Origin of the sequence: Nonomuraea sp. SBT364 (assembly GCF_001083785.1) — a bacterium.
Classification (GTDB): domain Bacteria; phylum Actinomycetota; class Actinomycetes; order Streptosporangiales; family Streptosporangiaceae; genus Nonomuraea.
On record NZ_LAVL01000085.1, the window covers coordinates 1 to 17672 of the forward strand.

Annotated in this window: 15 protein-coding genes and 1 rRNA gene; 7 read left to right on the forward strand and 9 right to left on the reverse strand. The window is 71.3% G+C overall.

From position 1 onward, the window contains the following. Positions 1-102: ribosomal RNA gene (gene rrf / locus ADY59_RS29775) — 5S ribosomal RNA — on the forward strand; the annotation flags it as partial. Between the two features lie 218 nt (positions 103-320). Here rrf and ADY59_RS29780 read toward each other — a convergent pair. Next, a complete protein-coding gene (locus ADY59_RS29780) occupies positions 321-1796 on the reverse strand; it encodes a phosphodiester glycosidase family protein (protein ID WP_049568844.1) in 1476 nt (491 codons plus the stop codon). A 278-nt stretch (positions 1797-2074) separates the two neighbouring features. On the opposite strand from ADY59_RS29780, the gene trpS reads away from it, so the two are divergent. After that, positions 2075-3037, forward strand: coding sequence for a tryptophan--tRNA ligase (trpS, locus tag ADY59_RS29785; RefSeq protein WP_049568847.1), 963 nt, complete (start codon positions 2075-2077; stop codon positions 3035-3037). An 80-nt stretch (positions 3038-3117) separates the two neighbouring features. Here the strand turns inward: trpS and ADY59_RS29790 are convergent, their stop codons facing one another. From ADY59_RS29790 to ADY59_RS29800, 3 genes are read right to left on the reverse strand one after another with little or no spacing between them, the layout of a single operon-like run. Next, positions 3118-4143 (reverse strand): methyltransferase, encoded by a 1026-nt coding sequence (locus ADY59_RS29790; protein WP_049568850.1) that lies wholly within the window; start codon positions 4141-4143, stop codon positions 3118-3120. A gap of 33 nt (positions 4144-4176) precedes the next feature. Beyond that, on the reverse strand, positions 4177-5799 hold the full coding sequence (locus tag ADY59_RS29795) for a PucR family transcriptional regulator (protein ID WP_049568853.1): 1623 nt from the start codon (positions 5797-5799) through the stop codon (positions 4177-4179). A 56-nt stretch (positions 5800-5855) separates the two neighbouring features. Next, on the reverse strand, positions 5856-6554 hold the full coding sequence (locus ADY59_RS29800) for a TetR/AcrR family transcriptional regulator (RefSeq protein WP_049568856.1): 699 nt from the start codon (positions 6552-6554) through the stop codon (positions 5856-5858). A 70-nt stretch (positions 6555-6624) separates the two neighbouring features. On the opposite strand from ADY59_RS29800, the gene ADY59_RS29805 reads away from it, so the two are divergent. Then, positions 6625-8067 carry an MFS transporter gene (locus ADY59_RS29805; RefSeq protein WP_049568859.1) on the forward strand — a complete coding sequence of 481 codons (1443 nt, stop codon included), beginning with the start codon at positions 6625-6627 and terminating at the stop codon, positions 8065-8067. On the opposite strand, the gene ADY59_RS29810 is transcribed toward ADY59_RS29805, so the two are convergent. Then, the gene (locus ADY59_RS29810; RefSeq protein WP_049568861.1) at positions 8064-8765 is read right to left on the reverse strand and encodes an alternative oxidase; all 702 of its coding nucleotides are present in this window, start codon (positions 8763-8765) and stop codon (positions 8064-8066) included. The genes ADY59_RS29805 and ADY59_RS29810 overlap by 4 nt on opposite strands. Before the next feature lie 207 nt (positions 8766-8972). Then, entirely contained in the window at positions 8973-9245 is a 273-nt protein-coding gene (locus tag ADY59_RS29815) for a WGxxGxxG family protein (RefSeq protein WP_049568865.1), read from the reverse strand. 246 nt (positions 9246-9491) lie between these two features. On the opposite strand from ADY59_RS29815, the gene ADY59_RS29820 reads away from it, so the two are divergent. The 3 genes from ADY59_RS29820 to ADY59_RS29830 all read left to right on the forward strand — a co-directional run bounded on the left by ADY59_RS29820 (position 9492) and on the right by ADY59_RS29830 (position 13433). After that, on the forward strand, positions 9492-10772 hold the full coding sequence (locus ADY59_RS29820; protein ID WP_049568868.1) for an aspartate aminotransferase family protein: 1281 nt from the start codon (positions 9492-9494) through the stop codon (positions 10770-10772). Continuing rightward, positions 10769-12274 (forward strand): CoA-acylating methylmalonate-semialdehyde dehydrogenase, encoded by a 1506-nt coding sequence (locus ADY59_RS29825; RefSeq protein WP_082310512.1) that lies wholly within the window; start codon positions 10769-10771, stop codon positions 12272-12274. Before ADY59_RS29820 ends, ADY59_RS29825 begins: the two co-directional genes overlap by 4 nt. 61 nt (positions 12275-12335) lie before the next feature. Beyond that, the gene (locus ADY59_RS29830; RefSeq protein ID WP_049568871.1) at positions 12336-13433 is read left to right on the forward strand and encodes an extracellular solute-binding protein; all 1098 of its coding nucleotides are present in this window, start codon (positions 12336-12338) and stop codon (positions 13431-13433) included. Between the two features lie 201 nt (positions 13434-13634). Here ADY59_RS29830 and ADY59_RS29835 read toward each other — a convergent pair whose 3' ends face one another. Together ADY59_RS29835 and gabT are read right to left on the reverse strand one after the other, a co-directional pair. Continuing rightward, on the reverse strand, positions 13635-13811 hold the full coding sequence (locus ADY59_RS29835; RefSeq protein ID WP_231618965.1) for a hypothetical protein: 177 nt from the start codon (positions 13809-13811) through the stop codon (positions 13635-13637). Positions 13812-14043: 232 nt separating this feature from the next. Then, positions 14044-15372 (reverse strand): 4-aminobutyrate--2-oxoglutarate transaminase, encoded by a 1329-nt coding sequence (gabT, locus tag ADY59_RS29840; protein WP_049568875.1) that lies wholly within the window; start codon positions 15370-15372, stop codon positions 14044-14046. A 91-nt stretch (positions 15373-15463) separates the two neighbouring features. On the opposite strand from gabT, the gene ADY59_RS29845 reads away from it, so the two are divergent. Further along, positions 15464-16921: a PucR family transcriptional regulator gene (locus ADY59_RS29845; RefSeq protein ID WP_049568878.1), complete on the forward strand. Its 1458-nt coding sequence runs from the start codon at positions 15464-15466 to the stop codon at positions 16919-16921. Here ADY59_RS29845 and ADY59_RS29850 read toward each other — a convergent pair. Continuing rightward, entirely contained in the window at positions 16918-17544 is a 627-nt protein-coding gene (locus ADY59_RS29850) for a TetR/AcrR family transcriptional regulator (protein ID WP_049568881.1), read from the reverse strand. The genes ADY59_RS29845 and ADY59_RS29850 overlap by 4 nt on opposite strands. Positions 17545-17672: the final 128 nt, after the last annotated feature.

The following is a 17672-nucleotide window of genomic DNA, read 5'->3' on the forward strand; positions in this document are numbered from 1 at the left end:
GGGGAGGAGAAACCCGGTTACATTCCGAACCCGGAAGTTAAGCTTCTCAGCGCCGATGGTACTGCACTCGGGAGGGTGTGGGAGAGTAGGTCACCGCCGGACAATCTTTCGTGAGAGGGCCCCTTTGACACCTTGTGTGTCAGGGGCCCTCTCCGCATTCAGCGAGGAATGGGGTTCCCGGGGTGGGAGCCCCTTTTTTGCGTTGTGCGCCTGTGGCGGCGTGCGCCAGGTCTTGGCGTACTACGGCGAGACGCTATCGGCCCTGCCTCCATGACGTGGAGGCAGGGCCGATTCTCAGCGTGGGGACGAAGGGAAGGCGATCACTGCGGCAGGACCAGGAGGGCGTCGCCGACGGCGCGCTCCCTGCCGTCCGCCGGCTGGTTGACGACCTTCTTGCCCACCACCATCGCCGTGGATCCGCCGCCGTCCAGGTTGATCGCCTGGGTGGCGCCGAGCCAGCGCATGAGCTGGGCGGCCTCGGTGAAGCTCGCGCCGACCGTGATGCCGGGCTTGCGGCCGTCGATGGTGGCCAGGATGAGGCTGCCGTTGCGGGTCGTGCCCAGCAGGGTGCGCGGGTGGCGGCGGAGGATCATGTTGACGGAGTCGTGCCCGTCACGCTTGGCCGTGATCTTGGTGCGGCCGTTGCGGACCAGGCCGACGCCGCCGGCGACCACGTGCAGGTCGGGCGTCAGCTTGAGGGTCTTGCCGGTGCGCAGGTCGGTGAGCTTGGTGTTGACCTGGACGTTCCAGCCTTCCCAGGCGTGCTCGTTGAGCCAGTCGGCGGCCGCGCCGCTGCCGTGCAGGACGCGCCCTCCCTTGGGCACCGCGAAGCCGGACGCGCGTACACCGACGACCTTGCCGGCGGCGTCGAGGACGACGTCGGCGCCCCCGTCGGCCGGGGTCTTGGCGCCGTACTCCTCGGTGTAGAGGACGAGCTCGTCGGCGACGGCGGCGCGGTTGACGCCGGCGACCGGGGCGCGGGCGCCGTCCTGCGAGACCGCGGTGACGGCCGACTCGAGCTCGGTGATGCGGGCGGTGCGGCCGCGCAGGACGACGGCGGAGCGGCCGGGGACGGCCTCGCTGAGGAGCCGGCCCGCGACCACGGAGGCGCCGACCGGCTCGCCGCGCAGCTCCTTGGCGGTGTGAATGTTGAAGAAGCCGCCGTTGATGGCCGCGATGGCGCCCTGCGCCTTGGCCATCGCCGAGACGGTCTCGCGCTTGGCGACGCTGGTGCCCAGGGAGGCGGCGTAAGAGCCGCGGAACGTCCGCGAGTCGATCATGACGACCTTGACGTTCCACGGGCCGGTGGTCTTGAGGCCGTCGTCGCCGAGGTAGTCGGTCTTGACCTTGAGGCCGGCTTCCTTGAGCTTCTTGGCCGTCTTGTCGGCCTTGGCCTTGTCCTTGAAGGACCACAGGCCCACGCGGACCATGTAGATCTCCTGTGCGGGCGCGTCGGCGACCTGCGGGCGGATGACCTTCTGCAGGCTCGCGGTCTCACCGGCGGCCTCGACCTCGGCCACCCTGGCCTCGGCGGTGGCGCGGGTTCCGTAGTCGCGGCCGCTCGGCATGAGCACGGTCACCGTGTAGCCGTCGGTCGAGGATCCGGCCTTCACGTCGTACAGGTCGATCCCCTGCGCGACGCTGGTCATGGTCTTGGTGGGCACCGAGCGAGGGCCGAGCGGGAACTTGGCCGACGGGAACTTCACCGCCACCTGCTCCGCGGCGGCGCCTGGCACGGTGGACACCGTGAACGTCGCGGCCATGGCCAAGCCGGCGACGAGAGTGCGTCGAGACATCAGAACTCCAGAGGGCGGAAAACAATCCGACCCATCCTGACGAGATCTTGGTCCCGGGGTCTGCGAAACACGCCAAACGGTCGGAGAGGTTACGAGATTGACACCGGGTATGGCTGGTGCCTTTGACTCGACCCCTACAATGAGTGCATGAAGCGCATCAGCATGTGGTGGTGGCCGCGAGACGGCCGCTGAGATTCACATGCACGGGCCGTCCTCAGGGCGGCCCGGCGCGACGGGCTCCCCCGGGACGGCATGAATCCGTTCGGAGGAGCAGAAAAATGGACCACGTCGTTCTCACCGGAGACCGTCCGACCGGGCCGCTCCATCTCGGCCACTACTTCGGCTCGCTGGCCAACCGGGTGCGATTGCAGGACACGTACGAGATGTATGTCCTCGTCGCCGACTATCAGGTGATCACTGACCGGGATCTGCCGGGCGCGATCCAGGAGAACATCGACAACCTGCTGCTGGACTACCTGGCCGTCGGGATCGACCCGGCCAAGGTCACGATCTTCCAGCACAGCGCTGTCCCCGAGCTCAACCAGTTGATGCTGCCGTTCCTGAGTCTGGTGTCGGTGGCCGAGCTGGGGCGCAACCCGACCGTCAAGGACGAGATCGCGCACAGCAGCCAGCAGGTGGTGAGCGGGCTGATGTTCACCTATCCGGTGCATCAGGCGGCCGACATCCTGTTCTGCAAGGGCACGCTGGTGCCGGTCGGCAAGGACCAGTTGCCGCACGTGGAGACGACCAGGCTGGTGGCGCGGCGGTTCAACGAACGATACGGGCCGGTGTTCCCGGTGCCGGAGGCGATGATGGGCGAGCAGCCGCTGCTGCCGGGGCTGGGCGGCGGCAAGATGAGCAAGAGCCGCGGCAACGCGATCGCGCTGTCGGCCACCCCTGACGAGACGGCCGCGCTGATCCGTAAGGCGCCCACCGACTCCGAGCGGCTGATCACCTTCGACGAGGAGAACCGGCCGGGCGTGGCCGGGCTGCTCACGCTGGCGTCGCTGTGCCTGGGCCGGCCGCAGCGGGAGCTCGCCGACGAGATCGGGTACGGCGGCGCGGCCGAGCTCAAGAAGCTGACCACCGGGGCGGTCAACGACTTCCTGGCCCCGATCAGGGCGCGCCGCCGCGAGCACACCGTGGCCGAGGCCAGGACGGTGCTCGCCGACGGCAACGCGCGGGCCCGCGAGCGGGCCGTCAAGACGCTGGACGAGGTCCGGGACGCGATGGGGTTCTGATGGGGTGACGGGGTTCCAGCCCGGGGTTCCGGCCCGGGGTTCCGGCCCGGGGTTCCAGCGTTGGGTTCCAGCGCCGGCTCCTAGCGTGGGGTTCTGGCGAGGGCGAGCTGGGTGACGGGGGAGCGCCAGGGGCGGCGGTGGCGCGGACGGCGGAAGCCCGCCTCCCGTAACAGGCCCGCCACCTGGGCGAACCCTCGCACCCGGCCGCCGCACGCGACCAGGTAGTTGAGGTCCAGCAGCCGCATCAGGCCGAGGCTGGCCCGCCCCGGCAGGAGGCGGTCGTCGAACTGGTCGCCGATCACCACGATCCCGCCGGGGTTCAGGGCGGCGGCCACCCGTCGCAGCAGCGCCGCCGTCTCGGTGTCGTCCAGGCCGTGGATGACGTTGAACAGCAGGACGACGTCGTACCCGTCGCCCAGGTCGTCGTCCAGGAACGAGCCGGCGAGCAGCGTCAGGCGGGGGTGCTCGGCCGCCGACCGGAGTGCCTGCGGCAGGTCGAGCACGGTGGCGCGCAGCGCAGGATGGCGCCGCAGCAGCGCCAGGCTGTAGAGGGCGTGGCTGCCGCCCACGTCCAGCACCCGGCGGGCGTGCCGGGGGACGGGGATGGCGCGCGCCGCGGCCGGGGCCTGCTGCCCGGCCAGCGCCGCCGTCCACGCCTGGAACGAGCGCGACAGCTCGGGGTCGTGCTCGGTCCGGGTGTAGAGGGGGACGGGCGGCGTGCCGTCGCGGATCGCCTTCTCCGTCTCAGGCCAGATCACGCAGGCCGTGCGCTCCCAGAAGGCCAGCCCCTCCAGCAGGGAGGTGGCCGAGCCGGTGACGAGCCAGCGGCGCGAGGTGCGGCTCAGCCGGTAGCGGCCGCGCCGCCGCCGCAGGTAGCCGAGCCCGGCGAGGCTGTCGAGCAGCACCCGCGTGGCGCGGGGGTCCAGGCCGCGGGCGTCGGCCAGTTCGCCGCCGGTCAGCGGCCCGTCGCGCAGGGCCTCGAACAGGCCCAGCCGCGCCGCCGCGATCAGCGCGTGCACGCCCAGGGCGCCGAAGTAGTCGAACATCGGGGGCACGAGGGACAGCCGGTACGCCGCCGCCTCCAGGGGATTGAAATACAGGGGCACATCGCAGACCGTAAGGCCGGGAACGGGCAGCGGCTATTCGGAGCGGGCGTTGCGCCGGAACGACTCCAGGGCCAGCAGCGCGACGTGCAGCGACAGGCAGGACTCCGAGTCGTCCAGGTCGGTGTCGAGGATGCGCTCCAGGCGGCGCAACCGGTCGTAGAAGGCGGGCCTGGACAGGTGGGCCTTCTGCGCGGCCACGGCCTTGTTGCGCCCGGCGTCGAGGTAGATGCGCAGGATGCGGGTCAGGTCGCCGCCCCGCTGCGCGTCGTGCGCCAGCAGCGCGCCCAGCTCGCGCTCGGCGAACGTCTGCAGCCTGGCGTCGTCGCGCAGCAGGTGCAGCAGCCCGCGCAGGCGCAGGTCGGGCAGCCGGTAGAAGGGGCGGCCGTCGGGCTGGCGGACCGCGACGTCGGCCACCTGCTCCGCCTCCAGGAAGCTGCGCCGGACGTCCCGGATGGACTCCACCACGGAGCCGGAGGCGAGCACGAACGCGCCGCCGGACTTCCACAGCGCGCGCAGCCGTTCGGCGAGCGCGGTCAGCGCGGGCTCGACGGCGGTGCGCGGGGGGAGCGGCAGCAGGACGCCCACCCGGTCCTGGTCGAGCGCGCCGACCAGGGCGGGCAGCCGGGCCTCGCGGCAGGCGGCGGCGGTCGCCTCGGCCAGTTCGCCGAGCTCGGCCTGCCCGTCGAGGGCCTGCTCGGCCGGGTCGGTCGGGCGGATGACGACGCTGACCAGCCTGCGGCCGGTGAGCGGGACGCCGACGGCCCTGGCGCGGGCGGCGGCCTCGTCGGGGTCGGCGTAGGCGTGGGTGAGGATGCCGGTGATGATCGTGCCGTGCGCCTGGCGTTCGAGCGACTCCTGGTGACGCTCCAGCAGGCGGCCCAGGGCGAGCGTGGTGGCGGCGCGCTCGGCCAGCACCAGCTCGCGCGGTGAGGGCTGGGCGTCGCAGAGCAGGATGAGCCGGCCCCAGTCTTGGCCGCGGGCGCCGACGGTGGTGACCAGCCAGCCGGAGGCGGCGTCGTAGGCGGTGCGCTCGGCCGGGGCGACCGCGCGGGACCTGGTCTCCCAGCCGGCCAGCAGCGTGCCGGTGTCGCGGCCCGCCGACTCGCAGGCCAGCACCTGGTGGGCGAGGTTCTCCAGCAGGACCGGGCGGCCGGACAGCCTGGCGACCTGGGCCAGCACCTCGGCCGGTGAGGCGCCTTCGACCGACAGCTCGGTGAACACCTCGTGCAGTTGCTCGGAGGCGCGCAGCTCCTCCAGCTGGATGTCGATGATCCGGGCGTGCACCGCCTCGGTGATCTGCACGAACGGGGTGTCGCGGGTCAGCACGATCAGCGGCAGCCCGTGCTCCTCCGCCGACTTGACCACGGCGCGGGGCAGCTCGCGGACGAAGCGGCGGCCCAGCTCGACGATGAGCCCGGAGGCGCCGACGGAGGACAGCTCGCCGATGTAGTCGGCCAGCTTCTCGGGGTCGTCGGGCAGCGCCACGCCGGTGGTGAGCACCAGCTCGCCGCCGCGCAGCAGTTGCGCGATGTCGGCGATCTCGCCCACGTGCACCCACCGGACGCGGGTGTCGAGCCGGTCCGCGCCCGCGACCACGCGGGGGTTGCCCCGGCGGACGCTCTCCAGGGCGAGGATGTCGGCGATGGTGGGGAGCACGAGGCGAGCCTATCCGATCAGCTTGTAAGATCGAGACGGCTGAGGCTGACAACCTGCTAGGTGATCAGGCGTGCCGCGAGCCCGTCGAGGACGGCTCCGAGCCCGAAGCTGAACGCCATCTCGCGCACCGCGTCGGTGTCGGCGCTATGCACCTCGTTCATGCGGCTCGCCAGGTCCGGGTAGTCGGCCGCGAGCAGGGCGACCGCCTCGCGCATGCTGTCCTCGTGGTAGGCGGTCTCGGCCATCGCCTGGGTCCAGGCGACCTCCGGGATCGTGATGCCGAACACGAAGGAGGTCAGCGTCGTGTTGGCGTAGTCGATCTCCAGGCCCTCGAAGCCGGCCAGGTGGAAGCTCCTGCGCAGGGTGTCGGCGGCGCCGAGCGCGTTGGGGCCGAGCGCGGGCAGGCGGCCGATGAGCCGGGTCGTCCAGGGGTGGCGCAGGATCAGCCGGCGCATGCTGTGGGCGAACACCGACGCGGTGGCGCGCCAGGTCGTCTCCGTGGGGTCGGGCAGCCGCATCTCGCCCCACACCTCGTCGTAGACCAGCTCCAGCAACTCGTCCTTGTTGGCCACGTACCAGTAGAGGCTGGTCGCGCCCGCGCTGAGCTTGGCGCCGAGCCTGCGCATGCTGAGGCCGTCGAGGCCGTCGGCGTCGAGGAGCTCGACGGCGGCCCGGACGATCTCGTCGCGGCTGCGGCCGGTGCTCTTGGCGGGACGGGCCTCCCGGAGCCAGACGGAGCTGAACTGCTTGGTCACTCTCCCAGGATAAATCCACTCGTACAGTGTGCGAGGTTTGTCGTACAGTGTGCGAGTGAAATCGAACGCTGTGCGAGACCCCCGTCGCTGGTGGGTTCTCGCCGTACTCTGTCTGTCGCTGCTGGTGCTGTCCGTGGACGGCACGGTGCTCAATCTGGCCATCCCGTCCCTGATCCGGGACCTGGGGGCGACGCCGTCCGACATCCAGTGGATCCTGGACTCGTACGTGCTGGCCTTCGCCGGGCTGCTGCTGACGGCGGGGAGCCTGTCGGACCGGTTCGGCCGCCGGCGCTTCCTGATCATCGGGCTGGCGCTGTTCGGCGGGGCCTCGGTGCTGGCCGTGCTCTCCGGTGAGCCGTGGCAGCTCATCTGGTCGCGTGCGCTCATGGGGGTCGGCGGGGCCGTCCTGATGCCGTCGACGCTGTCCATCCTGATGACCGTCTTCGACGAGGAGGAACGGCGCAAGGCCATGGCCGTGTGGGGCGGCGTGGCGATGATCAGCGTGATCATCGGGCCGACGCTGGGCGGTTTCCTGCTGGAGCACTACTGGTGGGGATCGGTGTTCCTGCTGAACATCCCCATCGCGGTGATCGCCATCGTGGCCGCCGTGGTGCTGATGCCGGAGACCCGCAGCGCCGGGCGCAGGATCGACCCCGTCGGCGTGGTGCTGTCGGTGGTCGGGCTGACCGCGGCCGTCTACGTGATCATCGAGCGGGACTTCGATCCGGTGATCATCGCGCTGGCCGTGGTCACGCTGGGCGTGTTCGTGTGGTGGGAGCGCCGCTCGGCGCATCCGATGCTGCCGCTGGGGCTGTTCAGGGACCGCAACTTCAGCGGGGCCTCGTTCTCGATCCTGCTCATGTCCTTCGGGGCGGGGGCGGTGATGCTGATACTGACGCAGTATCTGCAGTTCGTGCTGGGCTACGGGGAGATGAGGGCCGGGCTGTCGCTGCTGCCGTACGCGGTGGCGGCGGCGATCTTCAACGGGCTGGGCGCCGGGCTCGGGCAGAAGGTCAGCAACCGGGCGCTGATCGCCGCCGGGCTGGTCGTCATGGCCGGCGGCTTCGTGGTGATGGCATCGACCACCGGCTACCTGGGGCTGCTGATCGGGCTCGTGCTCATGGGCGTCGGCGGCGGGCTGGCCGGACCCTCGGCGTACGCGTCGCTGATGAACGCGATCCCGCTGGAGCACGCCGGTGTCGGCTCGGCCATGAACGACACCGTCCAGCAGGTCGGCCTGGCCATGAGCATCGCGATCCTGGGCAGCGTGCTGGCCGGGGTGTTCACCTCGTCCATGCCCGCGGACGCGCCGGCGGCGGCCAGGGAGTCCATCGGCGTCGCGTTCGACGTGCCCGCGCTGGTCGAGCCCGCCAAGGCGGCGTTCACCGACGCGATGCACGTGGGTTCCTGGGTGGGAGCCGGGTTCTGCCTGGCGGCGGCCCTGCTGGCGCTCGCCGTGATCCGGCCCGCCGCCCCCGCCCCGGACACCGCTCCCCACCCGGTGAGCGCTTAGCGGACACGGGGCTCGCGCATGGCCTCCAGGCTGTCGAGCTTGTGCGTCCGCTCGTCGTGGCCGATCTGCCGCAGCAGGTCGGCCACCGAGCGGTAGCGGCCGTACTCGGCGGCGTAGGTGCCCGGGTCGGGGACGAAGTCCAGGTCCGGGTTGTCCGCCACGAACGTCATGTACTCGTGCTCCGCATGGTCCTCGAACTCGGCGTTGAGCCGGTAGCTCCAGTCGGGCCGGACCAGGAACAGCACCCAGGACACGTGGTAGTAGAAGAACGCGATCAGCCAGGGCGCCGCCCGGTGCGGCAGCAGGCTCTGCTTGTGCCCGGCGCGCTGGACCAGGTCCTGCATGATCAGCAGGTGCCACTGCTCGTTGTCCTGGTCGGCCCGGGCCTCCACGATCCGCTCGAAGACCCGGCGGGCCAGCGCCGAGCGGCCCCTGTGGCGGTGCACGGCCCAGTAGCCCATGCGTTCCCACGCCTGGTAGGGCACCCTGGCGATGATCTCCAGCATGGCGAACTTCGTGTACGAGCCCTCCTTGCCGTACATGAGGTCCACGGGCTTGAACATCATCTTGGCCAGCAGGCTGTACTTCATCCGCGGGGTGTCGAGCGTGTCCTGCTGGGCCTGGCGGAGCTGGGTGCGGTCCAGTCTGGGCGGGCCGGGGCGGGTGGTCGCGGGGGCGTGGTCCACGGTCATCGTCATCGCGGTCTCCTCGGGTCCTGATGTGGTGATGACCCGATGGTGGCCGAGCGGGCCGGTGCCGGTCGTCGCCCGTCAGTGGGCTTCGGCCGTGCCTCCGGCGGTGTAGGGCCCCCGCTTCCCGTACGCCGCCAGGCGGACGGGAGATCCCCTAGGGGACGGGGAATCCCCGTGCCGGACTCGCCGGCACGGGGATCCCGCGCTAGGCCCTTACGGGTTACGGTGCGGCCGGTTGGTGACGTGCTCCGCCGTGCCGACCTGGCTCTTCTGCTTACGCATCCCGGTGAGGCCCAGCAGGCCCAGCAGGCCCAGCAGCCCCCACAGGCCGGCGTTGCTGCCGCCCTGGTCGCGGGTGTCGTTCGGCTGAGGTGACGGGTTGACCTGGCTCTGCGCGGCCTGAACGGGCGTGTCCGCCGTAGCGGCCGCGGCCGGGGCGAGCGTCAGGAAGAAGGCCAGCCCCAGACCCGTGAGCGTCTTGCGCATTGGGTTCCCCCGATCCGGCGGTCTTACGACCGTCGCCAGACCGCCTGTAGCGTCTTCTGGACGGTGCTCCAGAAGGCTTCCCCCTGGAGGGGCGATCTCACATATTCCCTGCTAGACGTAGCCATACCATCGCCAATCCCGACCAAACCTCTTCTGGGCGCCGGGTCGACAGTGTGTAAGCCGATTCGGTGACAGGCCGACACCTTGCCGTTCCGGGGTGGTCGCGGCAGAAGCGATACTCAAGACATGTCCGAGCTTCTCGCGCGCCACCGGGCCGTGATCCCCGCCTGGTTGAGCCTCAACTACGACGAGCCCATCGAGATCGTCAGCGGCAAGGGCAACCGTGTCGTCGACGCCGACGGCAAGAGTTACCTCGACTTCTTCGCCGGCATCCTGACCAACATGATCGGCTACGACGTGCCGGAGGTGCGCGAGGCCGTCGAGCGGCAGCTCGCCACCGGCGTCGTGCACACCAGCACCGTCTACCTGCTGCGCGGTCAGGTCGAGCTCGCCGAGAAGATCGCCAGGCTGTCCGGCATCCCCGACGCCAAGGTGTTCTTCACCAACTCCGGCACCGAGGCCAACGAGACCGCCCTGCTCCTGGCCACCTACGCGCGCAAGAGCGACCAGGTGCTGGCCATGCGGCAGAGCTACCACGGCCGCAGCTTCGGCGCCGTCAGCGTCACCTCCAACCGGTCCTGGAAGAACAACTCGCTCTCCCCGCTCAACGCGCACTTCCTGCACGGCGCCGACCGGCACCTGACCCAGTTCAAGGGGCTGTCGGACGCCGACTACATCCAGGCGTGCACCGAAGACCTGCGCCACGTGCTGGCCACCGCCGTCGCGGGCGACGTCGCCGCGCTGATCGCCGAGCCGATCCAGGGCGTGGGCGGGTTCACCATGCCGCCCGACGGGCTGTTCGCCGCCTACAAGGAGGTCCTGGACGAGCAGGGCATCCTGTTCGTCTCCGACGAGGTGCAGACCGGCTGGGGACGCACCGGCAGCGCGTTCTTCGGCATCCACAACCACGGTGTGACGCCGGACATGATGACCTTCGCCAAGGGCTTGGGCAACGGGTTCGCCGTCGGCGGCATCGTGGCCCGCGGCGACCTGATGGACGCCCTGCCCGCCGTCGGCCTGTCCACCTTCGGCGGCAACCCGATCTCCATGGCAGCCGCCAACGCGACCCTCGACTACGTCCTCGACCGTGACCTGCAGGCCAACGCCGCCAGGACCGGGAAGATCATCATCGACGGGCTGCGCGAGGCCGCCACCCGGCTGCCGATCGTCAAGGAGGTGCGCGGCAAGGGCCTGATGTTCGCCGTCGAGCTCGAAAGCCCGGCCCAGGCCGCCCGGTTCATGGAGGAGACGAAGAAGGCCGGCCTGCTCGCGGGCAAGGGCGGCCTCTACGGCACCGCGATCCGCATGGCGCCGCCCCTCACCCTGTCGGTGGACGAGGCCGCCGAGGGGCTCGGGATCATCGTCGGCGCACTCGAAGTCATCAACGCGGAGGCGGCTCAGCAGTGAAGTCAGTCAAGCACTGGATCGGCGGAACCCTCGTCGACGGCGACCCGCGTACGAGCCAGATCTTCAACCCGGCGACCGGCGAGGTCAGCGGCACCGTCGCGATGGCGTCGGCGGCGGACGTCGACGCGGCCGTCGCGGCCGCGGCGGCCGCGTTCCCCGGGTGGCGTGACACGTCGCTCGTCAGGCGGTCGCACGTGCTGTTCCGCTTCCGCGAGCTGATGTACGCCCACCGCGACGAGATGGCGGCGCTCATCTCGGCCGAGCACGGCAAGGTGCGCTCCGACGCGGCCGGCGAGGTGGCCCGCGGGCTGGAGGTCGTGGAGTTCGCCTGCGGGATCCCGCATCTACTCAAGGGCGGCTTCTCCGAGGGCGTCTCGACCCGGGTGGACTCCTACTCGATCCGGCAGCCGCTGGGCGTCGTCGACGGCATCACGCCGTTCAACTTCCCGGCCATGGTGCCGATGTGGATGTACCCGGTCGCCATCGCGTGCGGCAACACGTTCGTGCTCAAGCCGTCGGAGAAGGACCCGTCGGCGTCGCTGCTGATGGCGCGGCTATGGCAGGAGGCGGGGCTGCCCGACGGCGTGTTCAACGTCGTGCAGGGCGACAAGGTCGCCGTGGACCGGCTGCTGGAGCACCCCGACGTGCGCGGCGTCTCGTTCGTCGGCTCCACGCCCATCGCCCGCTACGTGTACGAGACCGGGTCGGCGCACGGCAAGCGGGTGCAGGCGCTCGGCGGCGCCAAGAACCACATGCTCGTGCTGCCCGACGCCGACCTCGACCTGGTGGCCGACTCGGCGGTGTCGGCCGGGTTCGGCTCGGCCGGTGAGCGGTGCATGGCGATCTCGGTCGTGCTGGCCGTCGACCCGATCGGCGACGAACTCGTGCAGAAGATCGTCGAGCGGGTGGAGCGGCTGACCATCGGCCCCGGCGACGACCCCGCGTCCGAGATGGGGCCGCTGGTCACCGGGCCGCACCGCGACAAGGTGGCCTCCTACCTCGACGTGGCCGTCGAGGAGGGCGCCAAGGTGGTCGTCGACGGGCGCGAGACCCTCGTGCGCGGCGGCGGCAAGGCGGCCGGGACGGCCGGATTCTGGCTCGGGCCCACCGTGGTCGACCACGTGCGGCCCGGATCGCGGGTGCACGTGGAGGAGATCTTCGGGCCGGTCCTGGCGATCGTCCGCGTCGGCTCGTACGAGGAGGGCGTGGAGGTCATCAACGCCGGCGAGTACGGCAACGGCACCGCGATCTTCACCAACGACGGCGGCGCCGCCCGGCGCTTCCAGAACGAGATCGAGGTCGGCATGATCGGCATCAACGTGCCGATCCCGGTGCCGATGGCGTTCTACAGCTTCGGCGGCTGGAAGTCCTCGCTCTTCGGTGACACCCACGCGCACGGCACCGAGGGCGTGCACTTCTACACCCGGGGCAAGGTCGTCACCTCCCGCTGGCTCGACCCGTCGCACGGCGGGGTCAACCTCGGGTTCCCGACGAACAAGTAGGTTTTCCACAGGCGGGCAGGGTGCGGCCCCGCCCGCCTGGCTCCCCGGTAAGCTCCAGGGCGTGGATCTCCGACGCGCTCCCGCCCTGGCCCTGGCCGCCCTGGCCCTGCTGGCCAGCACCGGCGCGGCCACGCCGTCGCCCAAGCCCACCGCCAGCCCCACCCAGCGCGACGGCACGCTGCAGATCCTCGCCTACCGGGGCTATGCCGAATACGGCGGCACCAGCCCGCAGGCCAACTGGACGGGCACGTTCGAGAAGGAGACCGGCTGCCGGGTGGCCCGGCTCGACACCGTCTCGACGCCCGAGGAGATGGCGGCCCGGCTCGCCGAGCGGCCCTACGACGTGGTCTCGGCCGATCCGGTGCTGGCGGCCACCATGATCGAGGCCAAGCAGGTGCAGCCCATCGACACCGACGAGATCGAGGGCTACGACGATCTCCTGGAGCCGCTGCGTGACCTGGTGAGCGACTCCGGCAAGGCCTACGGGGTGCCGTTCCTGTGGGGCTATCACGAGTTCCTCTACGACCCGACGCGGGTCAGGGGCGGCGACCTGGGCGACGCGTTCGAGGCCGAGCGGGTGATGCTCAAGGACAGCCCGCTGACGCTGGCCGACGCCGCACTCGTCGACGACGCCGTGGAGCAGCCGTTCGAGCTGACCGCCACGCAGCTCGACCGGGCGGCCGAGCGGCTGCGGGGCTACGACGAGCGCGCCTACTGGAAGAACCCGCTCGACCTGATCAAGGGCTTCGCCACCGGCTCGATCGACTACGCCCAGGCGACGCCCTACCACCGGATGCTGCTGCAGAAGGCCGACAAGCCGGTCAAGACGGTCAGCGCACGCAAGGCCACCGGCTGGGTCGACTCGTGGATGCTCGGAGCCGGCGTCGCCGACACCGGCTGTGCCTACCTCTGGCTCAACCGGATGACCGATCCGGGCTCCCAGCGTGACGCCGCCGCGTGGCTAGGGCTGGCGCCGGCCAATACCAAGGCGTGCAAAGGGCGGGCCAAACCCGTCTGTGAGGCGTACGGTGCCACCAGGTCACCTCGGCTCGACCGCATCGCCTTCGCGGTGCGTCCTCCGGGAGACTGCCGTCCGCCCGAAGGAGAGTGCGTGGACTACACCACCTGGACCACCCGGTGGCGTGAGCTCACGAAGTGACGGCCGGTCCGTGACCTCGTAGAGCGCGGGCGCACTCCATCCCCCCGCTGAGCGCGCCCGCCGGGACGCCCCGGGACCCCCCGCCCCGGGGCGTCCCATCACCCGGCACAGCGGCCGGGTGCGGTGTCACCGGGGTTCATGGTGCCCCGGGAGTGCCCCGGCGTCCCCGGGGGCGCCGTGAGGCACCTGCCCCGGGGTGAGTCAGCGGGACGGGAAGGCCACGACGGTGGCCATGCGCGTCGGCATGAGTGCTTCGGCGCAGTCGGTGCAGGCCAAGGCCGTCATGTCGTCGGGGAAGCGGCCCACGCGGGCGCGCGGGCGCGGCCATCGCTTGTGGCAGACGACGCAGGCGTCGCCTTGGCGTTGAGCGCTGCTCATGCCCTCAGGGTCGAACGTCAACATCTCCCCTGCCGTTCTGGTCGGACCCCAGTTCATCACGCTCCCCGAGGCGCTCGCCCGGCTTCTTGTCGGATCCGTTATAACCCCGGCCGCCTCCGTGCTCCGCTAGCTGCGCGTCAAGGCCAGGTGATTTCTCTACCCGGACGACGGTTCTTACACCAACAAAATCGGGCATCCAGCTACAAGCTGGATGCCCGATTTGCGGGTTTATCTACAGGCTGGCGAAAGCCTTTTCCAAGATCCCCAGCCCTTCCTCAAGGAGGTGCTCGGGGATCACCAGCGGCGGCAGGAAGCGCAGCACGTTGCCGTACGTGCCCGCCGTCAGCACCAGCAGCCCCTCGGCGTGGCAGCGCTTGACGACCTCCTGCACGGCGGCCGGGTTCGGGTCCTTTGTGCCCGGCACGACGAGCTCGACGGCGATCATCGCGCCGCGTCCCCGGACGTCGCCGATCACGTCGAAACGCTCGCTCAGGGACAGGAGCCGGGGGAGCATGACGTCGCCGATGCGGCGGGCCCGGGCGACCAGGTCGTCCTCCTCGATGGTCTCCAGCACGCCCAGCGCGGCCTCGCAGGCCAGCGGGTTGCCGCCGTAGGTGCCGCCGAGGCCGCCGGCGTGCACCCGGTCCATGAGCTCGGCGCGGCCCGTCACCGCGGCGAGCGGCAGGCCGCCGGCGATGCCCTTGGCGGTGCAGATGATGTCGGGCACCACGCCCTCGTCCTCGCAGGCGAACAGGTCACCGGTGCGCGCGAAGCCGGTCTGCACCTCGTCGGCCACGAACACGATCCCGTTCGCGCGGCAGAACTCGGCGATCCTCGGCAGGAAGCCCTTGGCGGGCTCGATGAAGCCGCCCTCGCCGGCGATCGGCTCGATCACCACGGCGGCCACGTTCTCGGCGCCGATCTGCTTGCCGATCATGTCGATGGCCTGGGCGGCGGCCTCCTCCGCGCAGTTCTCGGGACCCGTCGGCCAGCGGAAGGGGTAGGCCAGCGGCACCCGGTAGACCTCGGGGGCGAACGGGCCGAAGCCCTGCTTGTAGGGCATGTTCTTGGCCGTCAGCGTCATCGTGAGCAGGGTGCGGCCGTGGTAGCCGTGGTCGAACACGACGACCGCCTGGCGGCCGGTGGCGAGCCTGGCGACCTTGACCGCGTTCTCCACGGCCTCGGCGCCGCTGTTGACCAGGAACGTGCGCTTCTCGTGGTCGCCCGGGGTGAGCTCGTTCAGCTTCTCGCAGACGCTCACGTACGACTCGTACGGGGTGACCATGAAACAGGTGTGGGTGAAGTCGGCGGCCTGCTTCTGGACGCGCTCGACCACCTTGGGGGCGGAGTTGCCGACGTTGGTGACGGCGATGCCGGAGCCGAAGTCGATCAGCGCGTTCCCGTCGGCGTCCTCCAGCACGCCGCCGCCGGCGCGGGTCACGAAGACCGGCAGCGTGGTGCCGATGCCCGGCGGGACGGCGGCCTGCTTGCGGGCCAGCAGCTCCTGCGACCTGGGGCCGGGGATGGCGGTGACGAGGCGACGCTCCTGGGGAATGCTCATGGCTTCGACGGTACGGTGGTCGCCGGGCTGCTCCGATAGGGCGATATGGCACACTATGGGTGCTCACCTTTGCCGGAATGGACAACTCGCGATGGCGCCTTCCCTGCGGACCGTGGTGCGGCGGATGGGGCTGCGGCCGCTGGCCGGCCCGATGGATTCGGTCGTGCGCTGGGTGGCGGTCAGCGAGCTGGAGGATCCGACGCCTTTCCTGGAGGGCGACGAACTCCTCCTCACCACGGGGATGCGGCTAGAGGGTGATTTTTCGGGCTATGTGGCCCGGTTGGTGGCGCGAGGGGTGGCCGGGCTCGGCATCGGGGTCGGGCTCTCCCACGAGGAGGTGCCGCCGGCGCTCGTGGCAGCCGCCGAGGAGGCCGGGCTGCCGCTGCTGGAGGTGCCCAGGGAGACGCCGTTCATCGCGATCGGCAAGGCGGTCGGCGAGTTGCTGGCGGCCGAGCAGTACGACGAGATCACCCGGGCGTTCGCGGCGCAGGGGCGGCTGACGCGGGCGGCGCTGCGGCCCGAGGGGCTGCACGCGGTCGTCGACCGGCTGGCCAGGGAGGTCGGCGGGTGGGCGGTGCTGCTGGACGAGTCCGGGCAGGTGCGGCACGCCACGCGGGGGGCGCGGGCGGAGGCGGTGTCGGGCGAGCTCGGCCGGTTGCGCGGTGCCCGGATGCCCGCCAGCCTGGCGCTGTCCGGGCCGGAGGGGCACGTCGTGGTCCAGCCGCTCGGGGGCGGGGCGCGGCCTCGCGGGTTCTTCGCCGTGGGCGCCGCGGAGGCGTTCACGCCGGTGGCCCACACGGTGATCAACGCGGCCGGTTCGCTGCTCACGCTCGCCCTGGAGCAGGGCGGCGCCCAGCGGGAGGCAGGGCGGCGGGTCAGGCAGGCGGTGCTGGAGCTGCTGCTGGCGGGGGACGAGGCGCGGGCGCGGGAGGTGCTGGGAGCGCTGGGCGGCCTGCTGCCCGGCGAGCCGTTCGTCGTGCTGGCGGTCGCGGAGGAGACGCTGGAGGCCGTCGAGCCGGTCGCCTTCGCCGCCCGCCTCCCCGCGGACCCGGCCCAGGACGCGGGCGCGCGGGCCGGCCGGTCCGGAGCCGGGGGCGTGGTGCTCGTGGAGGCAGGGCCGGCCGACGAGGTGGCAGGGGGAGTCGAGGGAGGCGTGGGCGTCAGTGGCCCCTGCCGGTACGGGGAGCTGCGTGCCGGGATCGACCAGGCGGTGCGCGCGTACGACGGGAGCCGGGGCGGTGTGCTGCGGTTCGCCGAGCTGGCCGGGCAGGGACTCGTCGGGCTGCTGGACCCGGCCGTCGCGCAGGCGTTCGCCGCCGCGCAACTGGGGCCGCTCACCGCGTACGGGGCGCGGCCCGATCTCGTCGCGTCGCTGCGGGCGTACCTGGAGTGCAACGGGCACTGGGACGCGGCCGCGCAGCGGCTGGGCGTGCACCGGCACACGCTGCGCTACCGGATGCGGCGGGTCGCCGAACTGCTCGGGCGCGACCTCGACGATCCCGGGGTGCGGGCGGAGCTGTGGTTCGCGCTGGAGGCGGGCCGGCGCTAGTTCTTCTCCACCAGGTAGCAGCAGATCGTGGCCGTGGTCACCGCCTCGTAGGTGCGCCCGTCGCGCAGGTGGCCGGCGCGTTCGAGGCTGATCGCGCCCTGGGCGGCGGCCCACAGCGCGTCGGCGATCTTGCGGGGCTGGGTCGGGATGAGCCGCCCGGCCGAGATGCAGTCGGCGATCACCCGGTCGAAGATGTTGAGCGCCGCCCGGGCGAGGGTGCGGGCGCGCTCGCTGGGCTCGAAGCCGGGGATCGCCCGCTCGAACATGAGGCTGTAGTAGCCCGGCTCGGACAGGCACGCGTGCCGGTAGGCCGGGCCGAGCGCCGTGAGGTGCTCGAAGGGGTCGCGGCGCTGCGGCACCGCGTCGAGGATGCGCCGGAAGCGCTCGAAACCCTCCAGGTAGAGGGCTTCGGCCAGGCCTTCCCTGTTGCCGAACATCGTGTAGATGACGGTCGTGGTGCATCCGGCCTCGGTGGCGATCCTGCGCATCGTGAGGCTGTCGGGTCCGTCGGTGACCAGCAGGTTCACCGCGACGTCCAGCAATCTGGAACGAAGCTCGTCCTGGCCGGCCCGTTCGCCCAGCAGGTAGGCGCCCTGGAGCCCAAGCGGCGCCGAGGAGGTCATGGGCCCACGCCTTTCTAGCTCGGGGGCCCGCCGCGCTGAGGGACCCGCATCGATGACTTAGCCAGGGCAGAGACCGTTCAAACCGCTCCGCATGGTAAACATCCCGAATTAGGCCTACTTCTGTTACA

Coding starts and splice junctions, on each gene's coding strand:
- ADY59_RS29780 (WP_049568844.1), bottom strand. CDS start 1,796: ATGTCTCGACGCACTCTCGTCGCCGGCTTGGCCATGGCCGCGACGTTC.
- trpS (WP_049568847.1), top strand. CDS start 2,075: ATGGACCACGTCGTTCTCACCGGAGACCGTCCGACCGGGCCGCTCCAT.
- ADY59_RS29810 (WP_049568861.1), bottom strand. CDS start 8,765: ATGACGATGACCGTGGACCACGCCCCCGCGACCACCCGCCCCGGCCCG.
- ADY59_RS29815 (WP_049568865.1), bottom strand. CDS start 9,245: ATGCGCAAGACGCTCACGGGTCTGGGGCTGGCCTTCTTCCTGACGCTC.
- ADY59_RS29820 (WP_049568868.1), top strand. CDS start 9,492: ATGTCCGAGCTTCTCGCGCGCCACCGGGCCGTGATCCCCGCCTGGTTG.
- ADY59_RS29835 (WP_231618965.1), bottom strand. CDS start 13,811: ATGAGCAGCGCTCAACGCCAAGGCGACGCCTGCGTCGTCTGCCACAAG.
- gabT (WP_049568875.1), bottom strand. CDS start 15,372: ATGAGCATTCCCCAGGAGCGTCGCCTCGTCACCGCCATCCCCGGCCCC.
- ADY59_RS29845 (WP_049568878.1), top strand. CDS start 15,464: ATGGCGCCTTCCCTGCGGACCGTGGTGCGGCGGATGGGGCTGCGGCCG.
- ADY59_RS29850 (WP_049568881.1), bottom strand. CDS start 17,544: ATGACCTCCTCGGCGCCGCTTGGGCTCCAGGGCGCCTACCTGCTGGGC.